This window comes from Pseudomonas sp. R37(2017) (genome assembly GCF_002113375.1).
Taxonomy (GTDB): Bacteria; Pseudomonadota; Gammaproteobacteria; order Pseudomonadales; family Pseudomonadaceae; genus Aquipseudomonas.
This window is the reverse complement of sequence record NZ_NEHO01000008.1, coordinates 92,086-109,401: the sequence shown is the minus strand read 5'-3', so window position 1 is coordinate 109,401 and position 17,316 is coordinate 92,086. Positions and strand designations below refer to the sequence as shown.

Below are 17,316 nucleotides of genomic sequence, written 5' to 3'. Positions count from 1 at the left end.
CGAGCAGGCTCCCACAGGTATAAATGCGGTCCTTGTGGGAGCGAGCCTGCTCGCGAAGGCGGCGGAACTGACACTGAAAATCCTTCAGGAATACACCGACCAGGTATCCACAATCTTCCCACCCCGAACCGCCAGCAAATCCCCGAACTGCAACAACACCGATTCCGTCTGGGTCGGCCGCAGGAACACCTGATCCTCGACCGCCAGCCCCACCGCCGCCGAACCATTGACCATTTCCTGGTTCGAACTGCGACCATACACACCATTGCTCTGCAACCCCGCTGGCGATTCGAACTCGGCCATCCAGTTACCGCCATAGATGAAGAAGGTCTCGCGCTGATTGGCGTCCCACCAGGAAAACAGCCTGGACTTGTCATCCAGCGCCGGAATGTTCACCGCCCCGGTGCTTTTCAACACCGGTGTGGCGATGTAAGCGGCTGGCACATGCTCCACCAGCGATGGCAAGTCGTAGTGAGTGGGTTTGAGCATTGCCGTTCCCACCGACACTTCGCTGCTGAGCTGTTCGTGCTCGTGCATGCGATAGCTCGGACTGCCGGCCGTGTTGAGGGTCAACCCTTCTCGCCATAAAGCGGGGTATTGCCGGCGGGTGAAATCGACGCAGCGGTTGTAGATCAGCATCACTTTGGCGAACAGCGCTTCGGGCGAACCCAGAATCCCAGGCACCCCCATGCCCACGAACGGGTCGTAGCCCATGAACCCGGCGAACTCCAAATGCTGCGGATGCTGGCTGATCAGCGTCAGCATCTGCCCCAGCACGTCAGTATCGCCGACGCCACCGCGATGCAGCCCGACATCCAGTTCGATGTTCACCCGCATTCGCGTGCCCAGCCCCTGGGCCAGGGCGAGGTATTGCTGCAGGCGCTGCGGTGTGTCGAGCAACCATTGCAATTGCTTCGCAGGGTCGAAAGGTCCCTTGTGCGACTGATAGAACAACTCGGCCGAACGCACCGGCAGCGGCTTGCCCAACAGGATGTCGGCCTGGGGAAACTGCACGGCGTCATGATTGAGAAATGGCTGGTGAAACGACATCAGGCGTTGTGTGCCGGCGCGCTGGGCGATGTAGCTCAAGAGCCCCGGCGCCGGCAGCGATTTCTCCACCAGTCGCAGGTGTTTGCCACCGCGCTTGACCGATTGCATCACCACATCGATGTTGTGATCCAGCCGGTCAAGGTCGATAAGCATCACCGGTCGCATCGGGCCGTGGTCCTTGAGTTCGCGGTTCAGCGCTCGGAAGTAATCGCTATAGGGCGCACCTCTGTCACCCGGCCGCAGCCACGCCCCGAGCCCCACCACCAAGGCGCCGACACCCGCGGTGCCGAGCAAGAATTTGCGACGATTGACGGCCATCAGCTCACCCCCAGAATCGATGACAAATGCGCATTGAGGAATTTGCCGCTGGGGTCGAGTTCCTGCCGCACCTGGATGAATTCCTGCCAGCGCGGGTACAACGACTGCAGGTTTTTCGCGTTCAGGGTATGCAACTTGCCCCAGTGCGGCCGGCCGTTGTACTTCCAGAAAATCGGCTCGATGGCGGCGAAGAAGTTGTGATGATCCATCTGGTAGTGCTGGTGGACCGAGATCGAGCAGCTGTCGCGGCCTTCGAACATGCTCAGGGGAATGTCGTCGGCCTTGACGTAGCGGTATTCGATTGGAAACCAGGTGCGCAGGTCTTTGTCCTGAATCAGCTTGAGGATCTCGCGCAAACACGCCGGGCCGTATTCGGCCGGCACGGAATACTCCATTTCGTTGAAACGCACCGTGCGCACGTTGGCGTAGATGTCGAACGAGTCGCCCACCCGATCATCGAAACTGGCCAGGTGGCGCAGGCTATTGAGCATTGTGCGGCGCAGGTCCGGGAAGTCGCTGGCGTACTTGTCGATTTTCTCGATCAGCGTGACAAACTCGTTGCCACCCTCCTCATCCGCCGGGACCGGCGGTGTGGCCGGGTCGGTGGTTTCGTTCAGGGCGATCGACAGGGCGTAATCGGAATGGGTGACCACGAGCATTTCCCAGTGCTGGTTTTCCCGGGTGTTCTTGTCCAGGTCTTCGAGCAACTCTTCGGTCCTGGCGATCCACTGGCGCTCCCTCAAGCGATAGGCCGGGCGGTTTTGCAGACGAATTTTCGTGGCCACCCCGAGTGCGCCGAGCGACACACGCGCGGCGTTGAACACCTGCGGATGACGCGTACTGTCGCAGTCCAACACCTCGCCGCTGGCGGTCACCAACTGCAAGCCACAGACATGGGCCGAATAGGATTGAAAATGCTTGCCGGTCCCGTGGGTCGAGGTCGAGATCGCACCGGCAAGGGTCTGGTAATCGATGTCGGCCATGTTTTGCAGGGCCTGGCCAATGTCCTTGAGTGGCGCGCCCATGCGTGACATGGGCGTGCCGGCGGCAAACTCGGCCTGCAGCGTTTTCTCATCGTGATCGAGCAATCCGGTGAAGTAGCTCAGCGACAGCAAAGTACCGTCGGTGGGCACCAGTGCGCTGAAGGAATGCGCCGATCCCACTGGACGAATCCTGCCAGGAGCCTGGCGCACCACTTGCGTCAACTCATCCAGGTTCCTCGGTGCCAGCCGCGCCGCGGGCAGGCAACTCTGGGCGCCCGACCAGTTGCGCCAGGGAATCAGCCGCGGTGCGCGCAACAACTCGGCCAGTGCCGGTGTCGAGCCGAGCGCGGTAAAGGCGCCAATGACGCTCGCCCGTTGCAACAATTGACGCCGTGTCAGGTCCATCGTCATGAATCGCACCTTGCTTTCTTGTTATTGGATGGGCTGGCCGGACATAAAGGCGATCAGCGCCAGGAACTGCTCCTGCGAACACTGCATGCACATGCCCATCGGCGGCATGCCGTTGTAACCGTTGATCGCGTGATCGAGCAGCGTGTCGGCGCCCTGCAATACCCGTGGCTCCCAGGCCTTGATGTCGCCGGTCAGCGGTGCCCCGGCCGACGGGTTGGCGTGACAAAGCTTGCAACTGTTGTCGTAGACCTGCGCCAACTCGGCGTCGGCGGGCCTGGCGGCGCCCGCTTCGCTGCGGGTTGACGGGGTTTTCGGCTCGTCCCCGCACCCTGTCAGCAACACCGCAAAGACGCATCCCGCCAAAGCCAAACAAAGGCTAGGCTTTTCAGTTAATCGGCTTGCCCGCATGGCTGTCCTCTCATTGGCTGCCCGGCCAGCCGGGTGCAGCTTTTTTGTTGTGATCAAGGAGCGTCAACATTAAGGCACCCCGCGTGGGCGGGTTGAGGGCATTGGGGGCCAACAAGGGGAGCTTCTGAGGCCATGACGGAAAGCGTCGGTAAACACGCGATCGATCACCCTGTGCGACAAAACCCTGAGATGAGTCATGACAAGCGTTGCTGAGGTCTGCTAAAACGATTCATCAGTGCATCACCCAATCCTGAGGGGTAGCGACATGACCACAGCCAACATTCTCCAGAACCTGTTCCCGAGCCCCGCCGACATCCCGGAAAAGTACCGTCTTGACGGCCAGACCGAGCAGCGTGAGTACCTGGTCGATGGCGAACTCAGAACCTGGAACGGGCCACTGGCCCAGGTCCGCAGTCCGGTCTACCTGACCGGCGCCAACGGCGACGAGCAAGTGATCCTCGGCAGCACACCGCTGCTGGATGCCGACACCGCGTTGACCGCCCTCGACGCTGCAGTCCGCGCCTACGATCGCGGTCAGGGCCTGTGGCCGACCATGCGCGTGGCCGAACGCATCCAGCACGTCGAAACCTTCCTGGGGCGCATGCGCGAGCAGCGCGACGCCGTGGTCAAGTTGCTGATGTGGGAGATCGGCAAGAACCTCAAGGACTCGGAAAAGGAGTTCGACCGCACCTGCGACTACATCGTCGACACCATCAACGCGCTCAAGGAGCTCGACCGCCGCTCCAGCCGATTCGAACTGGAACAGGACACCCTCGGCCAGATCCGTCGTGTGCCGATGGGCGTCGCCCTGTGCATGGGGCCCTACAACTATCCGTTGAACGAAACCTTTACCACGCTGATCCCGGCACTGATCATGGGCAACACCGTGGTGTTCAAGCCGGCCAAACTCGGTGTGCTGTTGATTCGCCCGCTGCTGGAAGCCTTCCGTGACAGCTTCCCCAACGGGGTGATCAACGTCATCTACGGCAGTGGCCGCGAAACGGTCAGCGCGCTGATGGCCAGCGGCAAGATCGACATCTTTGCCTTCATCGGCACCAACAAGGCCGCCAGCGACCTGAAAAAGCTCCACCCCAGACCTCACCGCTTGCGCGCGGCGCTGGGCCTGGATGCGAAAAACCCTGGCATCGTCCTGCCGGAAGTGGATCTGGACAATGCAGTCAGTGAGGCGCTGACCGGCTCGCTGTCGTTCAATGGCCAGCGCTGCACGGCCCTGAAGATCCTGTTTGTTCATGAAGACGTGGTCGAGTCCTTCATCGACAAATTCAACGCCCGGCTCGCCCAGCTCAAACCCGGCATGCCCTGGGAAAGTGGCGTGGCCCTGACACCACTGCCGGAGTCGGGCAAGGTGGACTATCTGCATGCATTGGTGGCGGATGCCCAGAGCAAAGGCGCCAAGGTGGTCAACCCCAACGGCGGCGAGGCCCGTGCCTCGTTCTTCTACCCGGCGGTGCTGTACCCGGTCACACCACAGATGCGTGTTTATCAGGAAGAACAGTTCGGCCCGGTCATCCCCATCGTGCCGTATCGTCACCTGGATACCGTGATCGATTACGTGCTGGAGTCGGACTTCGGCCAGCAGTTGAGCATCTTCGGCACCAACCCGGTGGCGGTCGGCCGGCTGGTGGACACGTTCGCCAACCAGGTCGGGCGCATCAACCTCAACGCCCAGTGCCAGCGCGGCCCGGACACCTATCCGTTCAATGGTCGCAAGAACTCCGCGGAGGGCACCTTGTCGGTCCATGACGCGCTGCGGGTGTTTTCGATCCGCACACTGGTGGCCACCAAGTTCCAGGAAACCAACAAGGACCTGATCAGCGAAATCATCAGCGGCCGCAGTTCGAGCTTCCTGACCACCGACTACATCTTCTGAGGAGCGCCAGCCTGAGTACATCCAGAGCCCTGCGATTGCCACCGCTGCTGCGCCGATTGCTGCGTCCGTTGCTGGACCCGTACCGGCGCTATCGCCATGCCAGGGTGATCCATGCGGTGCGGGTGTCGCTCGGCTTGCTGGCGACAATCCTGCTGACCACCGGCATCCATCTGCCCCATGGTGAATGGGCGTCGGTGACGATGCTGGTGGTGATTGGCGGCTTGCAGCACCACGGCAACATCGGCAAGAAAGCCGCCGAGCGTGCCATCGGCACCCTGATCGGCGCCGGGGTCGGTCTGGTGTTGGTGGTACAACAGGCCTGGCTCGGGATGCCGTGGCTGACCTATTTTGCGATGTCGGTGGTCTGCGGTTTTTTCTCGTATCACGCCATCGGCAAGGGCGGCTACACCGCGCTGCTGTCGGCGATTACCGTGTTTATCGTCGCGGGGCACGGCGACAACCCGGTCACCGATGGTTTGTGGCGCGGCGTGGACATTCTGATCGGCATTGCCCTGGCCCTGGCGTTTTCCTTTGCCTTGCCGCTGTATGCCGTTTATTCCTGGCGCTACAACCTGGCCGATGCGCTGCGTGATTGCGCGAAAATCTACGGACGCATCATTGACGGCCAGGCCATCACCGCCGACGAACACCTCAAGCTCATGACTCGTCTGAACGCAGTGATGGTGCAACTTCGCTCGTTGATGCCGTCGGTGTCCAAGGAAGTGAAGATCTCCATGACCGATCTGGATGCTATCCAGCGCAACCTGCGCATGTGTGTCAGCACCCTGGAAATCCTCGGCAACACCCGACCGGACGCCAGCGACCCCGAGGCGATGAGGCTGCTGCAAACGGTACTCAAAGCCGAGCATCGACAGATTCGCGTGCAATTGATCGGCATGGCCCGGGCGCTGAAATCAGGTGCTGCCCAGCGGCTCAACCGGCCCGTGGATCTGCCGCTGATCAGCCTTGATGCACCGGTCTACAACACGCTGGACGGCTATCGCCTGCTGACTCAACAAATGGCCAGCAACATCGGCGAGATGCGCCAGCGACTGGCCAGGAGCGCGCAGCACTGGAACATCTGACGCCGATCTGGCGGGTTACGGCGTCACCGTGCGCCGAAATTTCAGCGACCAGCCTTGTTGCATGCCGGCGGCGGCCAGCAGAATCGCCGCGACCCCGATCCACTGCAGTGGCTCCAGGCGATGGCCGAAGGCAAACCAGTCAACGAAAATCGCCGCAATCGGGTAGATGAAGGACAGCGCCCCCGTCAGCGCAGTCGGCAGTTTTTGAATGGCGCCATACAGCAACACGTACATCACACCGGTGTGCACCATGCCCAGCGTCACCAGGCTGGCCCACGCGCTCGGTGCCTGGGGCAATACGGAAAGATTGGCGAAGGGCGCGAGCAACAACACGCCCGTGCTGACCTGGATCAGCGCAATCAAATGCGGCGGGGTTCCGGTCAGGCGCTTGATGATCAGCGCGGCAATCGCATAGAGAAACGCCGCCCCCAACGCCAGGGCAATGCCCGTCAGGTAATCGCCGCCGCTCTCACCCTGGCTGCCATGGGCGCTGACGATCGCCAGCATCCCGAGAAACGACACACCCAGCCAGGCCAGCTTCTGTGTCGTGATCTTCTCGTTGAGAAACAGCGCCGCCAGCCCGACCAGCATGAACGGCTGGACGTTATAGACAGCGGTGCCAATGGCAATTGACGCCCGGGAATAGGACGCGAACAACAGTACCCAGTTGCCGACAATCGCCACACCGCTGAGCACAGCGAGCAAAAACGTGGTGCGGGTCAGAATGCCGGGGCGCAGAAAGCCGAAAGCCGCGCAAATCAGCAGCAAGGTGCCGGCACCGAACAGGCAGCGCCAGAACACCACATCCAGCACCGGTTGCCCGGACACCAGCACGAACCAGCCGATGGTGCCGGAGATCAGCATGGCGGCCGTCATTTCGAACGAACCGCGGCGTAGGGTTTTGTCCATCATCAGACTCCTGTGTTTGTGGACAAAGTATGCCAAGGCCTCCCGGCGTCTCTCCATAGCTAAAAGCAGGCTAAACTCTGAATCGACCTTTTTTATAAAGGCCGTTTTTAAGAATTGCCTAATAGAGAATTTCGCCATGACCGACGACATCGACCAGGTGCTGATCACCGCCCTGATGGAAGACTCACGACGTTCGCTCAAGGCTCTGGCACAGATCAGCGGCCTGTCCTCCCCCAGTGTTGCCGAGCGTCTGCGCCGCCTGGAAGAACGAGGCGTGCTCAAGGGCTACACCGTTGAAATCGACCCGAAATGCTTTGGCTATCAACTCCAGGCCATCGTGCGCATTCGTCCGTTGCCGGGGCAATTGCAGGAGGTGGAACGGCAAATCGTGGCCATTCCCGAATTCACCGAGTGCGACAAGGTCACCGGCGACGATTGCTTCATCGCGCGCCTGCATGTGCGCTCGATGGAACAACTGGACACCCTGCTCGACCGCCTCAACACCCACGCCGAAACCAATACGGCAATCGTCAAGAAAACCCCGGTCAAACGCCGGCTGCCGCCCATGCCATGAGTGATATTTGTTTCCAGCTGGAGTAGTTTGGCGGTTTCCGGCGAAGGATTGACGGCATGAAAACTCAGGCAATGCTACTGGCGGCGATACTGCTTGCCGGTTGCGGCACGATTCAGACGGTTGTGCGCGGTGACGAAGTGGCCGCAAAAAGCCTCAAGGACCACAAGAGTTATTGCGGCGCGGTACCACGAATCTACAGCGGCGTGACCTACGACTTTTGCACGCTGAACGCGCCCCTGGAAAAAGGCCGCGATGCGCAGGTACATGATAGCGCCCCTGCCGTTGTGCTGATTGACGTGGTCCTCTCCGGTGCTCTCGATACCTTGCTGCTGCCCTATACCATTTACCGCCAGCAAGCCGATGGCAGCATTGTCATTGTCGAGTAGCCCTGAATTTCAGGTAATAAAAAACCCGCCTTGGCGGGTTTTTTACTTCAGGGCCGTTGATCAGTCATCGCGACCCATGATGCCAAACAGCTGCAACAGGCTGATGAACAGGTTGTAGATCGATACATACAGGCTGATGGTAGCCATGATGTAGTTACGCTCGCCGCCATGAATGATGGCGCTGGTCTGGAACAGGATGCAGACCGAGGAGAACAGCACGAAACCTGCGCTGATCGCCAGTTGCAGGCCGCTGATCTGGAAGAAGAAGCTCGCCAGCGTCGCACCCAGCAGCACGAAGAAGCCTGCCGTGATGAAACCGCCGAGGAAGCTCATGTCCTTGCGGGTGATCAGCACATACGCCGACAGGCCGCCGAACACCAGCGCCGTCATCGCAAACGCCGAGCTGACCACTTCAGCGCCGCCCTGCATACCCAGGTAGCGGTTGAGGATCGGGCCAAGCAGGAAACCCATGAATCCGGTCAGGGCAAATGCCGACACCAGGCCCCAGGCCGAATCACGGAGTTTGTTGGTGAGGAAGAAAAGACCGTAGAAGCCGATCAGCACCACGAAAATGTTCGGGTAGCCAACACGCATCTGCTGGGCAACGTAGGCCGTCACACCGCTGAAAGCCAGGGTCAGGGCGAGCAAGCCGTATGTGTTGCGCAGGACGCGGCTAACCTCTAGCTGCTCAGCCTGCACGCTGTTATTAACTGCGTAATCCTGTTCGCGCATGGCGACACTCCTGTTGGTTTGAAACGTTCAGTCGCAAAGATCATATCAGACGCCCTGTAACAAGCTATGCAGAGAGTTTGACAGTGTGTTTCATTCGGGTATTATGGCGCCCGCAAAGCAGTTTGGAAGCGTGGCCGAGTGGTTTAAGGCAACGGTCTTGAAAACCGTCGATGGGCAACTATCCTAGAGTTCGAATCTCTACGCTTCCGCCAAATTCGTATCGAAAGGCCCCATTTCATGGGGCCTTTTTGCTTTCTGTGATTTCTGTTCCCCCACTTGTTCCTCCGCCTTGCCTTTTACGTGATCAGGCAACAACTACTGCTTCGTCTTGCCCTGCCCCGGAAACAATGACTCGAATCGCGGTGTCGCCCGGGTAACGAAACTCTGTCCCTGTCGCATGATGAAAAAGGCAGCGATGTCATGCCGCTCGGCGAAGGCATAGCCTTCCTCCGGGCCGAGCACCATCAACAGGGTAGACAAGCCATCGGCATGCAGCGCCGAAGGGTCGACCACTGTCACTGCCGCCAGCGCGTGCTTTACCGGCCTGCCGACACGTGGATCGAAGGTGTGCGAGTAGCGTTGGCCACCTTCTTCGAAATAGTTGCGATAGTCGCCGGAAGTGGAAACGCCGTAGCCATCCAGTGCAACGGCGCGCTCCACTTGCTGTTCGCTTCCACCGCTCGGCACCTCCAGGGCGATGCGCCAGGGCGAGCCGTCCGGCTTGTGGCCGACTGCCTTGAGTTCGCCGGTGATCTCGACCAGATAGGCCTGGACGCCCAGGGCCGAAAGCCTGTCGCTGACCTGATCCACCGCATAGCCGGCGACTATGCTGTCGAAATCCAGTTGTACCGCCACATCCTTGCACAGCTTTTCGCCATCCAGGCGCAAGTGCTGATGCCCTACCCGTGCCTCCTCCCGTTCCAGCTCGCCAGCATCCGGCGAATGCTCCCCCCGTGACTTCGGACCGAAGCCCCAGAGGTTCATCAATGGCAGCACCGTCAGGTCGAATGCCCCGCCACTCTCGCGGGACAGAGACTCACCGTACGCCACCAGGCGACGCATATCGTCCGGCAACGCCTGACAGGCGCCGGCCGGCAGATCGTTGAAGCGGGATACCACGGAGTCGCCGCGCCAATTGGAGAACTGCTGGTCGAGCGCTCCGAGTATCGTCTCGACTTCGGTCTTTACTCGCTGCGAATCGGGCGTCTGCGCGGCGGGTACGTACTGGATCGTGTAAGTGCTCCCCATGGTCGGTCCGGAAACACGCTCGATCCGTTCGCCACAGCCATACAGCAACGTCAACAGCATCACCAGCAGGCTTGCACGCATCAATCAATACCTCTCTGATCCCGTGGGATGAGCGACCGTTCATCAGCAATCTTGTTCAAAAATTGAACAAAGCCTTCGTTGGGCGCTCTGATCTCCACGGGTGATCATTGTCCCCTCCCTATTCGCTTAACGTCCTGGAAGCAAAAAAAACATCATGTGCATTGGCGCACAGGGGTGTTTTTTGCCCAAAAATTGGAGGACAGAAAATGTCTAGCCATTCTTTGCAGAGCGCCGAACGCATACAGAGCCGCGTCCGCGCCCAGCGTCAGCCGCAACAGAAACCCTTCTGGCGCAGCCTGCTGACCATCGACTCATCCTCACAGCGTAGTTGGCGCGGAGGGATTGAGCTCAGAGGCTACAAAGAACTTTCCAACGCCAGGCCGGTTGCTCCGGTCGAGATCGCAAACATACAGCTGGCGATTCCGCTCGAGCGCGGTCGCCGGTCTGTCCAGCCTTGCGTGCAGCCTGGACAGCACGTGCGCAAGGGTGAAGTGATCGGTATTGGCGATGACAACACCCCTTGGGTACATGCCAGCACCTCCGGCATCGTGGAACGGATTGATCTCGCCTTCGCGGCCGACTCGGCCGAGCCGGTCATGGCCGTCATTCTGAACGCAGATGGTCTGGATGAGTGGATCGAGCGCCCATTGCCGGGGCTGCCGCAAACGCCTGAGGCGCTGATCGAACGCGCATTGCAGATGGGCATAGTCGGCCTTGGTGGGGCGGGCTTCCCGACGGCCCTCAAGCTGGCCGGCGCCCGGCAGCCTGATCTTCTGCTGATCAACGGTGCCGAATGCGAGCCCTTCCTTACCTGCGATGACCGTCTCATGCGCGAACGTGCCGAGGCACTGATCGAGACCGCCGACTATGTCGCCGCACTGATGGGAGTAACGCAGACCCGCTTCGGTATCGAAACCAACAAACCTGAGGCGATGGCCACGTTACGCGCCGCCGCTCGCCGGGCGCGCACCCGGGTCGAGATCTGTCCGCTACCGGCGCGCTACCCGGCAGGGGGGCAGCCGTTGATGATCAAGAGCCTTAGCGGCCGCAACCTGGCGCCAGGGACCCTGCCCGCCGATATCGGCGTACTGGCGCTGAATGTCGCGACGCTCTACGCACTGGGCCGGGCCGTCTTCCACGGCGAACCACTGGTAAGACGCGTGCTGACGCTGACCGGGGACTGCGAGCGCCCGGGCAATTTCCTGGTGCCGGTGGGTTACCCGGTCAGCGCACTGCGCGCAGTGGCTGGCGCGGCCCCCGAAGGCCAGTTCACCCAGGTTGGCGGGCCGATGATGGGCCAGCCGTTACCGGACCCTGCCGCTGTCATCAGCAAGACCAGTAGTTGCCTGATATTCGGCGCCGAGCGTTACTTGCCGGCGACTCAGCCCGCAGGCAGTTGCGTTCGCTGCACGCGCTGTGTGGATGTCTGCCCGATGTCGCTCAGACCGCTGGATCTCTACGTTGCTGCCGAACGCCATGACAAGGCCAGCCTGCAGGAACTGCGATTGGATGCCTGTATCGAATGCGGCAGCTGCAGCAGCACCTGCCCGAGCCATATCCCGCTGCGCGAACGTTTCCGCCAGAGCAAAGCGGAGCTGCGTGCATGAGCCTGATACTCCGTCCTGCTGCGCACCGACCGCTGCGCACAATCATGCTGCTGGTCAGCCTGTGCCTCCTGCCGGGCACCGCCCTGTACGCCTGGCAATTCGGCATCGTGGTCTGGATGCAGACCTTCTGGTGCGTGCTGCTCGCCCTGGGCTTCGAAGCCGGCCTGCTGCGCCTGCGCGGACGTAATGTCCGCGAGGGTTTGAGCGACCTGAGCTGGCTGGTGCTGGGCCTGATACTGGCTCGGGCATTGCCGCTGATGGTGCCGCTGTGGATGATCACCGTGGCCAGTTTTGCCGCGCTCGCACTGTGTAAACACGGCAGTGGCGGCCTGGGTCGCAACCGCCTCAACCCCGCCATGGTCGGCCTGGGGATCATCGCAATCTGCTTCTACCAGCAGTTGTACCCTGCGCCTTCGAACTATGCCCCCTGGACGCTCACCCTGGACGCCAAGGCGGTTCTTCTACAGCAGTTACAACTGGCGCCACGCCTTGAACTCGATGCGTTCGCCGGCGCGACCCAGCTGGCCAAGAACCAGTTCACACTGATCACCCCCAATCTGTCGGGGTACGGCTACATTGCCAGCGGTTTGATACTGGCAGCCCTGCGGGTGATCCGGATCGAGATTCCGCTGGCGATGCTCACGAGCACAGTATTGCTGTGCATGGCAGCCGGCCACAGCCTGCAAGAAGCCGTGTACAACCTCAGTCTCGGTGGCCTTCTCTTCACCGCCTTCTTCATCGCCACCGATCCGGTCACCAGTCCCGATACACGCACCGGTCGCATCCTCTTCGCCGCCGCCATTGGCGCGGTGACTGAATTGATTCGCGAATTCGGGCTTTATGCCGATGGTCTGTGCTTCGCCGTGCTGGCCGCCAATCTGCTGGTGCCGCAGTTCGACCGGTTGGTGCTGCGCATACAGCGCCCCTGGTACGTAAGAAGGCCTGCCGCTCAGAGCGTGCACAGCGGGTAGTCCAGGCATTTTCGGCGGGTCCCCCCATACTCGCTGGCGAAAAACGGCTGTCCGTGCCGGGCAGCTGGCAAAGCCCTGATTATTCAGGGCTTTGTCGTTTCCGGGGCTTAGAAAAAAGCTGCCAGCCCACACTTCGCCCCCTGCCCTGGTCGTTTTAATGTCCGCGAATATAGTGTTCCAGTTGCCGGATCAGTTCGGCCTGCTCGACGATGGCTTCTTTGACCAGATCGCCGATCGACAACAGGCCAATCAGTTGGTCGCCCTCCACCACCGGTAGATGGCGCAGATGGCTGTCGGTCATGACCGCCATGCAACGCTCGATGCTCTGCTGACTGTCTGCCGTGACGACGGGCGCGCTCATGATGGCCCGCACCGGCGTACCGACCGAAGAACGCCCCTGTAGAACGACCTTGCGCGCATAGTCGCGTTCGCTGATAACGCCGACCACCTGCCCCTCCTCCATGACGGGTAGAGCCCCGACGTTTTTTTCGGCCATCAGCTTCAACGCTTCAAGCACCATCTGGTCTGGCGCGATGCTGTGTACCCGCTGGTTCTGCACGGCCTTGAGCTTGAGCAGTTGTGCGGCTGTTTTCATACGAGCCTCCGATACTGTTTGTCATTGATCATCGACTCCGCCGGAACCTGGCATGAATCATTCATTGAATGAGCGCCCGGACGCCGGCGAAATCCATGGGGTCAGGCCACCGCGACTTCCACCTGGCCTGCGTTCAAGCGCACCGGCCAGACCCGCAGGCGCTGCTGCGGATATTCCAGGCAACTGCCGTCCTCAAGGCGGAAATGCTGTTTGTAGAGTGGCGAGGCAATCACCAGATCGCCCTTGATGCTGCCGATCAGTCCGCGACCGATGACATTCGCCCCGGATTGCGGGTCATGATTGTCGATGGCATAGAGGGTCTGGCCTTCGGCAGCCGGCAGGTAGAACAGTGCCACTTGTGCGCCGTCGAGCCAGACGACGACGCCGGAGTTACTCACCAGATCCTCCTGGCTGCACACTGTTTGCCAAGCTTGGGGATTGGCCAGGGAGGAATTGGAACAGGCTCGCAGGGTATCGGACTGGCTCATCAGGCAATCTCCTCAATGACGGGGATAAGGTGGAGTTCAGCGGCCATGATCGGCCGGCGCTGACCGCGTTCCTGGACAAAATGGATGTCCGGGTCCGGTCGTTGATCGTTGACGAACGTGCGGAAGCGCTTGAGTTTTTCCGGGTCTTTAAGGGCGTTGGCCCATTCGCATTCGTAGCGGTTGACCACCAGTTGCATCTGCGCTTCGAGCTCGGAGCCAAGCCCCAGGCTGTCGTTGATGACCACGTCCTTGAGGTAATCCAGACCGCCCTCCAGGCTCTCGCGCCAGACCGAGGTGCGCTGCAACTTGTCGGCGGTGCGGATGTAGAACATCAGGAAACGGTCGATGTAACGAATCAGGGTGGCGTCATCGAGGTCGGTGGCGAACAACTCGGCGTGGCGCGGGCGCATGCCGCCGTTACCGCACACATAGAGGTTCCAGCCTTTCTCGGTGGCGATCACGCCCACGTCCTTGCTCTGTGCCTCGGCGCACTCACGGGTGCAACCGGAAACCGCGAACTTGAGCTTGTGCGGTGAACGCAGGCCCTTGTAGCGATCCTCGAGGGTCAGGGCCATTTGCACGCTGTCCTGTACGCCGTAACGGCACCAGGTGCTGCCGACGCAGGATTTCACCGTCCGGGTCGATTTGCCGTAGGCGTGCCCGGTTTCGAAACCCGCTGCAATCAGCTCGGCCCAGATGTCCGGCAACTGATGCAACTGAGCGCCGAACAGGTCGATGCGCTGGCCGCCGGTGATTTTTGTGTAAAGGTCGTATTTCTTCGCCACCACGCCAATCGCGATCAGCTTGTCAGCCGTGATCTCGCCACCGGGAATGCGTGGCACCACCGAATAAGTGCCGTTTTTCTGCATGTTGGCCATGAAGGTATCGTTGGTGTCCTGCAACGGCACCAGCGACGTATCCATGATCGGCTGGTTCCAGCACGAGGCAAGGATCGAGCCCACCGCCGGTTTGCAGACGTCGCAACCAGTGTGGCCACGGCCATGTTTGGCCAACAGTTCGTCGAAGGTGATCACCCCTTCTACCCGCACCAGCGCATACAGCTCCTGGCGGGTGTAGGCGAAGTGTTCGCACAGGCTCTTGTCGACACTGACGCCACGGGCAATCAGCTCATGCTCGAACACTTGCTTGAGCAAGCCGGCGCAACCGCCGCAGCCGGTACAGGCCTTGGTCTGCGACTTGAGCTGGCCCAGGTCGGTGCAACCGCCATCGATGGCCGAACAAATGGAGCCCTTGGTGACGTTATGACATGAACACACCGTAGCCGATTCGGGCAGCGCACCCGGGCCCAGGGTCGGCGCGCCTTCAGAGGACGGCAGGATCAGGCTGGCGGGTTCTGCTGGCAGGACGATGCCGTTCTGCATGTATTGCAGCAAGGTGTCGTAATAGCTGTTGTCACCGACCAGCACTGCACCGAGGACCCGCTTGCCACTCGCATCCACCACCAGGCGGCGATAGCTGGCGCTGGTTTCGTCGATGAATTGATAGCTGCGCGCGCCCGGGGTATTGCCGTGGGCGTCGCCAATGGAGCCGACATCCACCCCCAGCAACTTGAGCTTGGTCGACATGTCGGCACCGCTGAACGGCTCGGCGACTTCGTTGCACAGACGGGCCGCGACGCTGCGCGCCATCTGGTAGCCCGGCGCCACCAGGCCGAACAGGCTGCCGTTCCATGAAGCGCATTCACCGATGGCGTAAATGTTCGGGTCGCAACTCAGGCACGTGTCATCGATCACCACGCCACCGCGCGGACCGATCTCCAGCGCGCATTGGCGTGCCAGCGCGTCTTGGGCGCGGATACCGGCGGAAAACACGATCAGATCGGTTTCGAGGAATTCGTCATTGGCGAAGTTCATGCGATAGCGGTACTGCTCGCCAACGCTGATCGATTGAGTGGCGCGGGACAGGTGTACACCGACGCCCAATCGTTCGATCTGCGCCTTGAGCGCCTGGCCACCGAGGTCATCCAGTTGTACCGGCATCAAGCGCGGTGCGAATTCCACCACGTGGGCTTCAAGGCCCAGGCTCTTCAACGCGTTCGCGGCTTCCAGGCCCAGCAAGCCACCGCCGACCACCACGCCGCGCCGGGCATTGGCCGCCGCGGCCCGAATGGCGTCGAGGTCTTCCAGGGTGCGATAGACCAGACGCGATTCACCTTCGGCGCCTTCGATGGGTGGGACAAACGGATAAGAACCGGTGGCCAGGACCAATTTGTCGTACGTGAAACTGCCTTGCGAGGTGACCACCTGGCAATGGGCACGGTCGATTTCCACCACCGGCACACCCAAATGCAGGGTAACGCCGGGCGTCTGGTAGAGCGACGCATCGGACAGCGCCAGCGACTCGGCATCACGACCGGAGAAGTACTCGGAAAGATGCACACGGTCATAGGCGCGCATCGGCTCTTCACTGAACACGTGCAGCCGGTAATGCTCAAGCGCTCCCCGCTCGATCAGTTGTTCGACACAATGATGTCCGACCATGCCGTTACCGATCACGATCAGCGTTTGCATCTTGTTCAACGTGGCAACATTGGATTTCATAGAAAGCACCCAGCCCGAGCGGTTTTAAAAGCAAAAAAAAACGCCTGAAACCTTGCGGTTCCAGGCGTCTTTGCCTGTTCTTTTGCGGTGTAGAAACCAGACTCCCACGCCTGATTCACCGATGCTGCCCACGACCTGTTCGGCCAATCGATCGTCGTTGACCGAGGGGGCTGTCCACACGAATGCGTTCCGGGTGGACCTGATGTCAGCCTTGCAGCCTTTGTGCCAGTCAGCCACAGAGAGACTTCAACACTCTGCAAACACTGACTCTTGAGCGAAGGGGATTGTCACGGGGATTGCTGTGCAGGCACGTTTGGGCAAGCGAGGGCTGACTTGCAGGAAAGGTGAATCGATAAGGGCAAGCATTCGAGACACTGGAGCTACCGCAGGCGAAAGCGCTTTGCTGCGCTTCCGACTGGTGCACGTTGTTACGCGTAGCGCCTTATAAAAGTGCATCCTCAGCCAAAACCAGAATACCAAGTGCTCAGTCAAACGCCTGACCGGGGGGAACTTCCCCCGCCGGCCGAGGATAGTGAACTATCAATTACCCGAAGTAGTCATGGAGACAGGCACCTATCGCTTCCCCTTCATGCAGACTACGGAAAGATAGGCCCCCCAAAGAACACCACCCAGGGCGAGTATCAGCTCAGGACTGAAAATGCTCTGATCGGCCGGTGCCACCAGGATTTCGCTGTAAAGGCACAAGGCCCCCGCGATCAGCGCCAAAAAGTAATTGGTCCGGTTTCTGGTCCGGCGCAGCAACAGAACCTTTTTCAGACCCTCGTCTTTCCATTCTTGAGGGGGTATGCATTGTATTTCCTCCAGCAGTACAAAACCCCACAGCAACGCGCACAACCAATAGCCGATCATCATGGTTTTTCTCCAGTTGGAACATTGATTCAACAAGAATGCAGCGCACACTTCGCGCTCAACTTGCGAATATCGATTCAGCGTCTTTTCTGACTCGGGCAACTTGCTCCCATATGCATATCCTGAAGCAGTCGAGAACGTTCAAGCG

General features: G+C 60.4%; 16 protein-coding genes and 1 tRNA gene. 7 read left to right on the top strand and 10 right to left on the bottom strand.

Annotated elements, in window-relative coordinates; all coding sequences use genetic code 11:
* Positions 1-84: 84 nt before the first annotated feature.
* The 3 genes from CAG47_RS15080 to CAG47_RS15070 form a co-directional block, all read right to left on the bottom strand.
* Positions 85-1,293 (bottom strand): DSD1 family PLP-dependent enzyme, encoded by a 1,209-nt coding sequence (locus CAG47_RS15080; protein ID WP_177409002.1) that lies wholly within the window; start codon positions 1,291-1,293, stop codon positions 85-87.
* Positions 1,294-1,367: 74 nt separating this feature from the next.
* On the bottom strand, positions 1,368-2,762 hold the full coding sequence (locus CAG47_RS15075) for a D-arabinono-1,4-lactone oxidase (protein ID WP_085725653.1): 1,395 nt from the start codon (positions 2,760-2,762) through the stop codon (positions 1,368-1,370).
* A gap of 21 nt (positions 2,763-2,783) precedes the next feature.
* Positions 2,784-3,170: a cytochrome c5 family protein gene (locus CAG47_RS15070; protein ID WP_085725652.1), complete on the bottom strand. Its 387-nt coding sequence runs from the start codon at positions 3,168-3,170 to the stop codon at positions 2,784-2,786.
* A 265-nt stretch (positions 3,171-3,435) separates the two neighbouring features.
* On the opposite strand from CAG47_RS15070, the gene CAG47_RS15065 reads away from it, so the two are divergent.
* The gene (locus CAG47_RS15065) at positions 3,436-5,061 is read left to right on the top strand and encodes an NADP-dependent glyceraldehyde-3-phosphate dehydrogenase (protein ID WP_085725651.1); all 1,626 of its coding nucleotides are present in this window, start codon (positions 3,436-3,438) and stop codon (positions 5,059-5,061) included.
* A gap of 44 nt (positions 5,062-5,105) precedes the next feature.
* Positions 5,106-6,146 carry an FUSC family protein gene (locus CAG47_RS15060; RefSeq protein WP_085725822.1) on the top strand — a complete coding sequence of 347 codons (1,041 nt, stop codon included), beginning with the start codon at positions 5,106-5,108 and terminating at the stop codon, positions 6,144-6,146.
* A 15-nt stretch (positions 6,147-6,161) separates the two neighbouring features.
* Here CAG47_RS15060 and CAG47_RS15055 read toward each other — a convergent pair whose 3' ends face one another.
* On the bottom strand, positions 6,162-7,055 hold the full coding sequence (locus CAG47_RS15055; RefSeq protein WP_085725650.1) for a DMT family transporter: 894 nt from the start codon (positions 7,053-7,055) through the stop codon (positions 6,162-6,164).
* Between the two features lie 136 nt (positions 7,056-7,191).
* Between CAG47_RS15055 and CAG47_RS15050 the strand changes: the two genes are divergently transcribed.
* Both CAG47_RS15050 and CAG47_RS15045 read left to right on the top strand, forming a co-directional pair.
* Positions 7,192-7,629 (top strand): Lrp/AsnC family transcriptional regulator, encoded by a 438-nt coding sequence (locus tag CAG47_RS15050; RefSeq protein ID WP_085725649.1) that lies wholly within the window; start codon positions 7,192-7,194, stop codon positions 7,627-7,629.
* A 56-nt stretch (positions 7,630-7,685) separates the two neighbouring features.
* A complete protein-coding gene (locus CAG47_RS15045) occupies positions 7,686-8,015 on the top strand; it encodes a YceK/YidQ family lipoprotein (RefSeq protein WP_085725648.1) in 330 nt (109 codons plus the stop codon).
* 60 nt (positions 8,016-8,075) lie between these two features.
* Here CAG47_RS15045 and CAG47_RS15040 read toward each other — a convergent pair whose 3' ends face one another.
* Positions 8,076-8,747: a Bax inhibitor-1/YccA family protein gene (locus tag CAG47_RS15040; RefSeq protein ID WP_085725647.1), complete on the bottom strand. Its 672-nt coding sequence runs from the start codon at positions 8,745-8,747 to the stop codon at positions 8,076-8,078.
* A gap of 124 nt (positions 8,748-8,871) precedes the next feature.
* Here CAG47_RS15040 and CAG47_RS15035 point away from each other — a divergent pair.
* Positions 8,872-8,959, top strand: a tRNA-Ser gene (locus CAG47_RS15035).
* A gap of 103 nt (positions 8,960-9,062) precedes the next feature.
* Here CAG47_RS15035 and CAG47_RS15030 read toward each other — a convergent pair.
* Positions 9,063-10,076, bottom strand: coding sequence for an FAD:protein FMN transferase (locus CAG47_RS15030; protein ID WP_085725646.1), 1,014 nt, complete (start codon positions 10,074-10,076; stop codon positions 9,063-9,065).
* A gap of 206 nt (positions 10,077-10,282) precedes the next feature.
* Between CAG47_RS15030 and rsxC the strand changes: the two genes are divergently transcribed.
* Complete coding sequence (gene rsxC / locus CAG47_RS15025; protein WP_085725645.1) at positions 10,283-11,683, top strand: electron transport complex subunit RsxC; 1,401 nt, start codon at positions 10,283-10,285, stop codon at positions 11,681-11,683.
* A complete protein-coding gene (locus CAG47_RS15020; RefSeq protein WP_085725644.1) occupies positions 11,680-12,654 on the top strand; it encodes an RnfABCDGE type electron transport complex subunit D in 975 nt (324 codons plus the stop codon). The genes rsxC and CAG47_RS15020 overlap by 4 nt, the downstream gene beginning before the upstream one ends.
* A 154-nt stretch (positions 12,655-12,808) precedes the next feature.
* On the opposite strand, the gene CAG47_RS15015 is transcribed toward CAG47_RS15020, so the two are convergent.
* The 4 genes from CAG47_RS15015 to CAG47_RS15000 form a co-directional block, all read right to left on the bottom strand.
* The gene (locus CAG47_RS15015) at positions 12,809-13,249 is read right to left on the bottom strand and encodes a CBS domain-containing protein (RefSeq protein WP_085725643.1); all 441 of its coding nucleotides are present in this window, start codon (positions 13,247-13,249) and stop codon (positions 12,809-12,811) included.
* A 101-nt stretch (positions 13,250-13,350) separates the two neighbouring features.
* Entirely contained in the window at positions 13,351-13,737 is a 387-nt protein-coding gene (gene nirD / locus CAG47_RS15010; RefSeq protein WP_085725642.1) for a nitrite reductase small subunit NirD, read from the bottom strand.
* Positions 13,737-16,298, bottom strand: a complete 2,562-nt coding sequence (gene nirB / locus CAG47_RS15005; protein WP_085725641.1) for a nitrite reductase large subunit NirB — start codon at positions 16,296-16,298, stop codon at positions 13,737-13,739. Before nirB ends, nirD begins: the two co-directional genes overlap by 1 nt.
* A 573-nt stretch (positions 16,299-16,871) precedes the next feature.
* Complete coding sequence (locus tag CAG47_RS15000) at positions 16,872-17,171, bottom strand: hypothetical protein (RefSeq protein ID WP_085725640.1); 300 nt, start codon at positions 17,169-17,171, stop codon at positions 16,872-16,874.
* Positions 17,172-17,316: the final 145 nt, after the last annotated feature.

Bases quoted from the DNA above. Each gene is read 5' to 3' on its own strand.
- nirD (WP_085725642.1), bottom strand. From the start codon at position 13,737: ATGAGCCAGTCCGATACCCTGCGAGCCTGTTCCAATTCCTCCCTGGCC.
- CAG47_RS15055 (WP_085725650.1), bottom strand. From the start codon at position 7,055: ATGGACAAAACCCTACGCCGCGGTTCGTTCGAAATGACGGCCGCCATG.
- CAG47_RS15065 (WP_085725651.1), top strand. From the start codon at position 3,436: ATGACCACAGCCAACATTCTCCAGAACCTGTTCCCGAGCCCCGCCGAC.
- CAG47_RS15020 (WP_085725644.1), top strand. From the start codon at position 11,680: ATGAGCCTGATACTCCGTCCTGCTGCGCACCGACCGCTGCGCACAATC.
- CAG47_RS15000 (WP_085725640.1), bottom strand. From the start codon at position 17,171: ATGATGATCGGCTATTGGTTGTGCGCGTTGCTGTGGGGTTTTGTACTG.
- CAG47_RS15030 (WP_085725646.1), bottom strand. From the start codon at position 10,076: ATGCGTGCAAGCCTGCTGGTGATGCTGTTGACGTTGCTGTATGGCTGT.
- CAG47_RS15040 (WP_085725647.1), bottom strand. From the start codon at position 8,747: ATGCGCGAACAGGATTACGCAGTTAATAACAGCGTGCAGGCTGAGCAG.
- CAG47_RS15070 (WP_085725652.1), bottom strand. From the start codon at position 3,170: ATGCGGGCAAGCCGATTAACTGAAAAGCCTAGCCTTTGTTTGGCTTTG.
- rsxC (WP_085725645.1), top strand. From the start codon at position 10,283: ATGTCTAGCCATTCTTTGCAGAGCGCCGAACGCATACAGAGCCGCGTC.
- CAG47_RS15075 (WP_085725653.1), bottom strand. From the start codon at position 2,762: ATGACGATGGACCTGACACGGCGTCAATTGTTGCAACGGGCGAGCGTC.
- CAG47_RS15045 (WP_085725648.1), top strand. From the start codon at position 7,686: ATGAAAACTCAGGCAATGCTACTGGCGGCGATACTGCTTGCCGGTTGC.
- CAG47_RS15015 (WP_085725643.1), bottom strand. From the start codon at position 13,249: ATGAAAACAGCCGCACAACTGCTCAAGCTCAAGGCCGTGCAGAACCAG.
- nirB (WP_085725641.1), bottom strand. From the start codon at position 16,298: ATGAAATCCAATGTTGCCACGTTGAACAAGATGCAAACGCTGATCGTG.
- CAG47_RS15050 (WP_085725649.1), top strand. From the start codon at position 7,192: ATGACCGACGACATCGACCAGGTGCTGATCACCGCCCTGATGGAAGAC.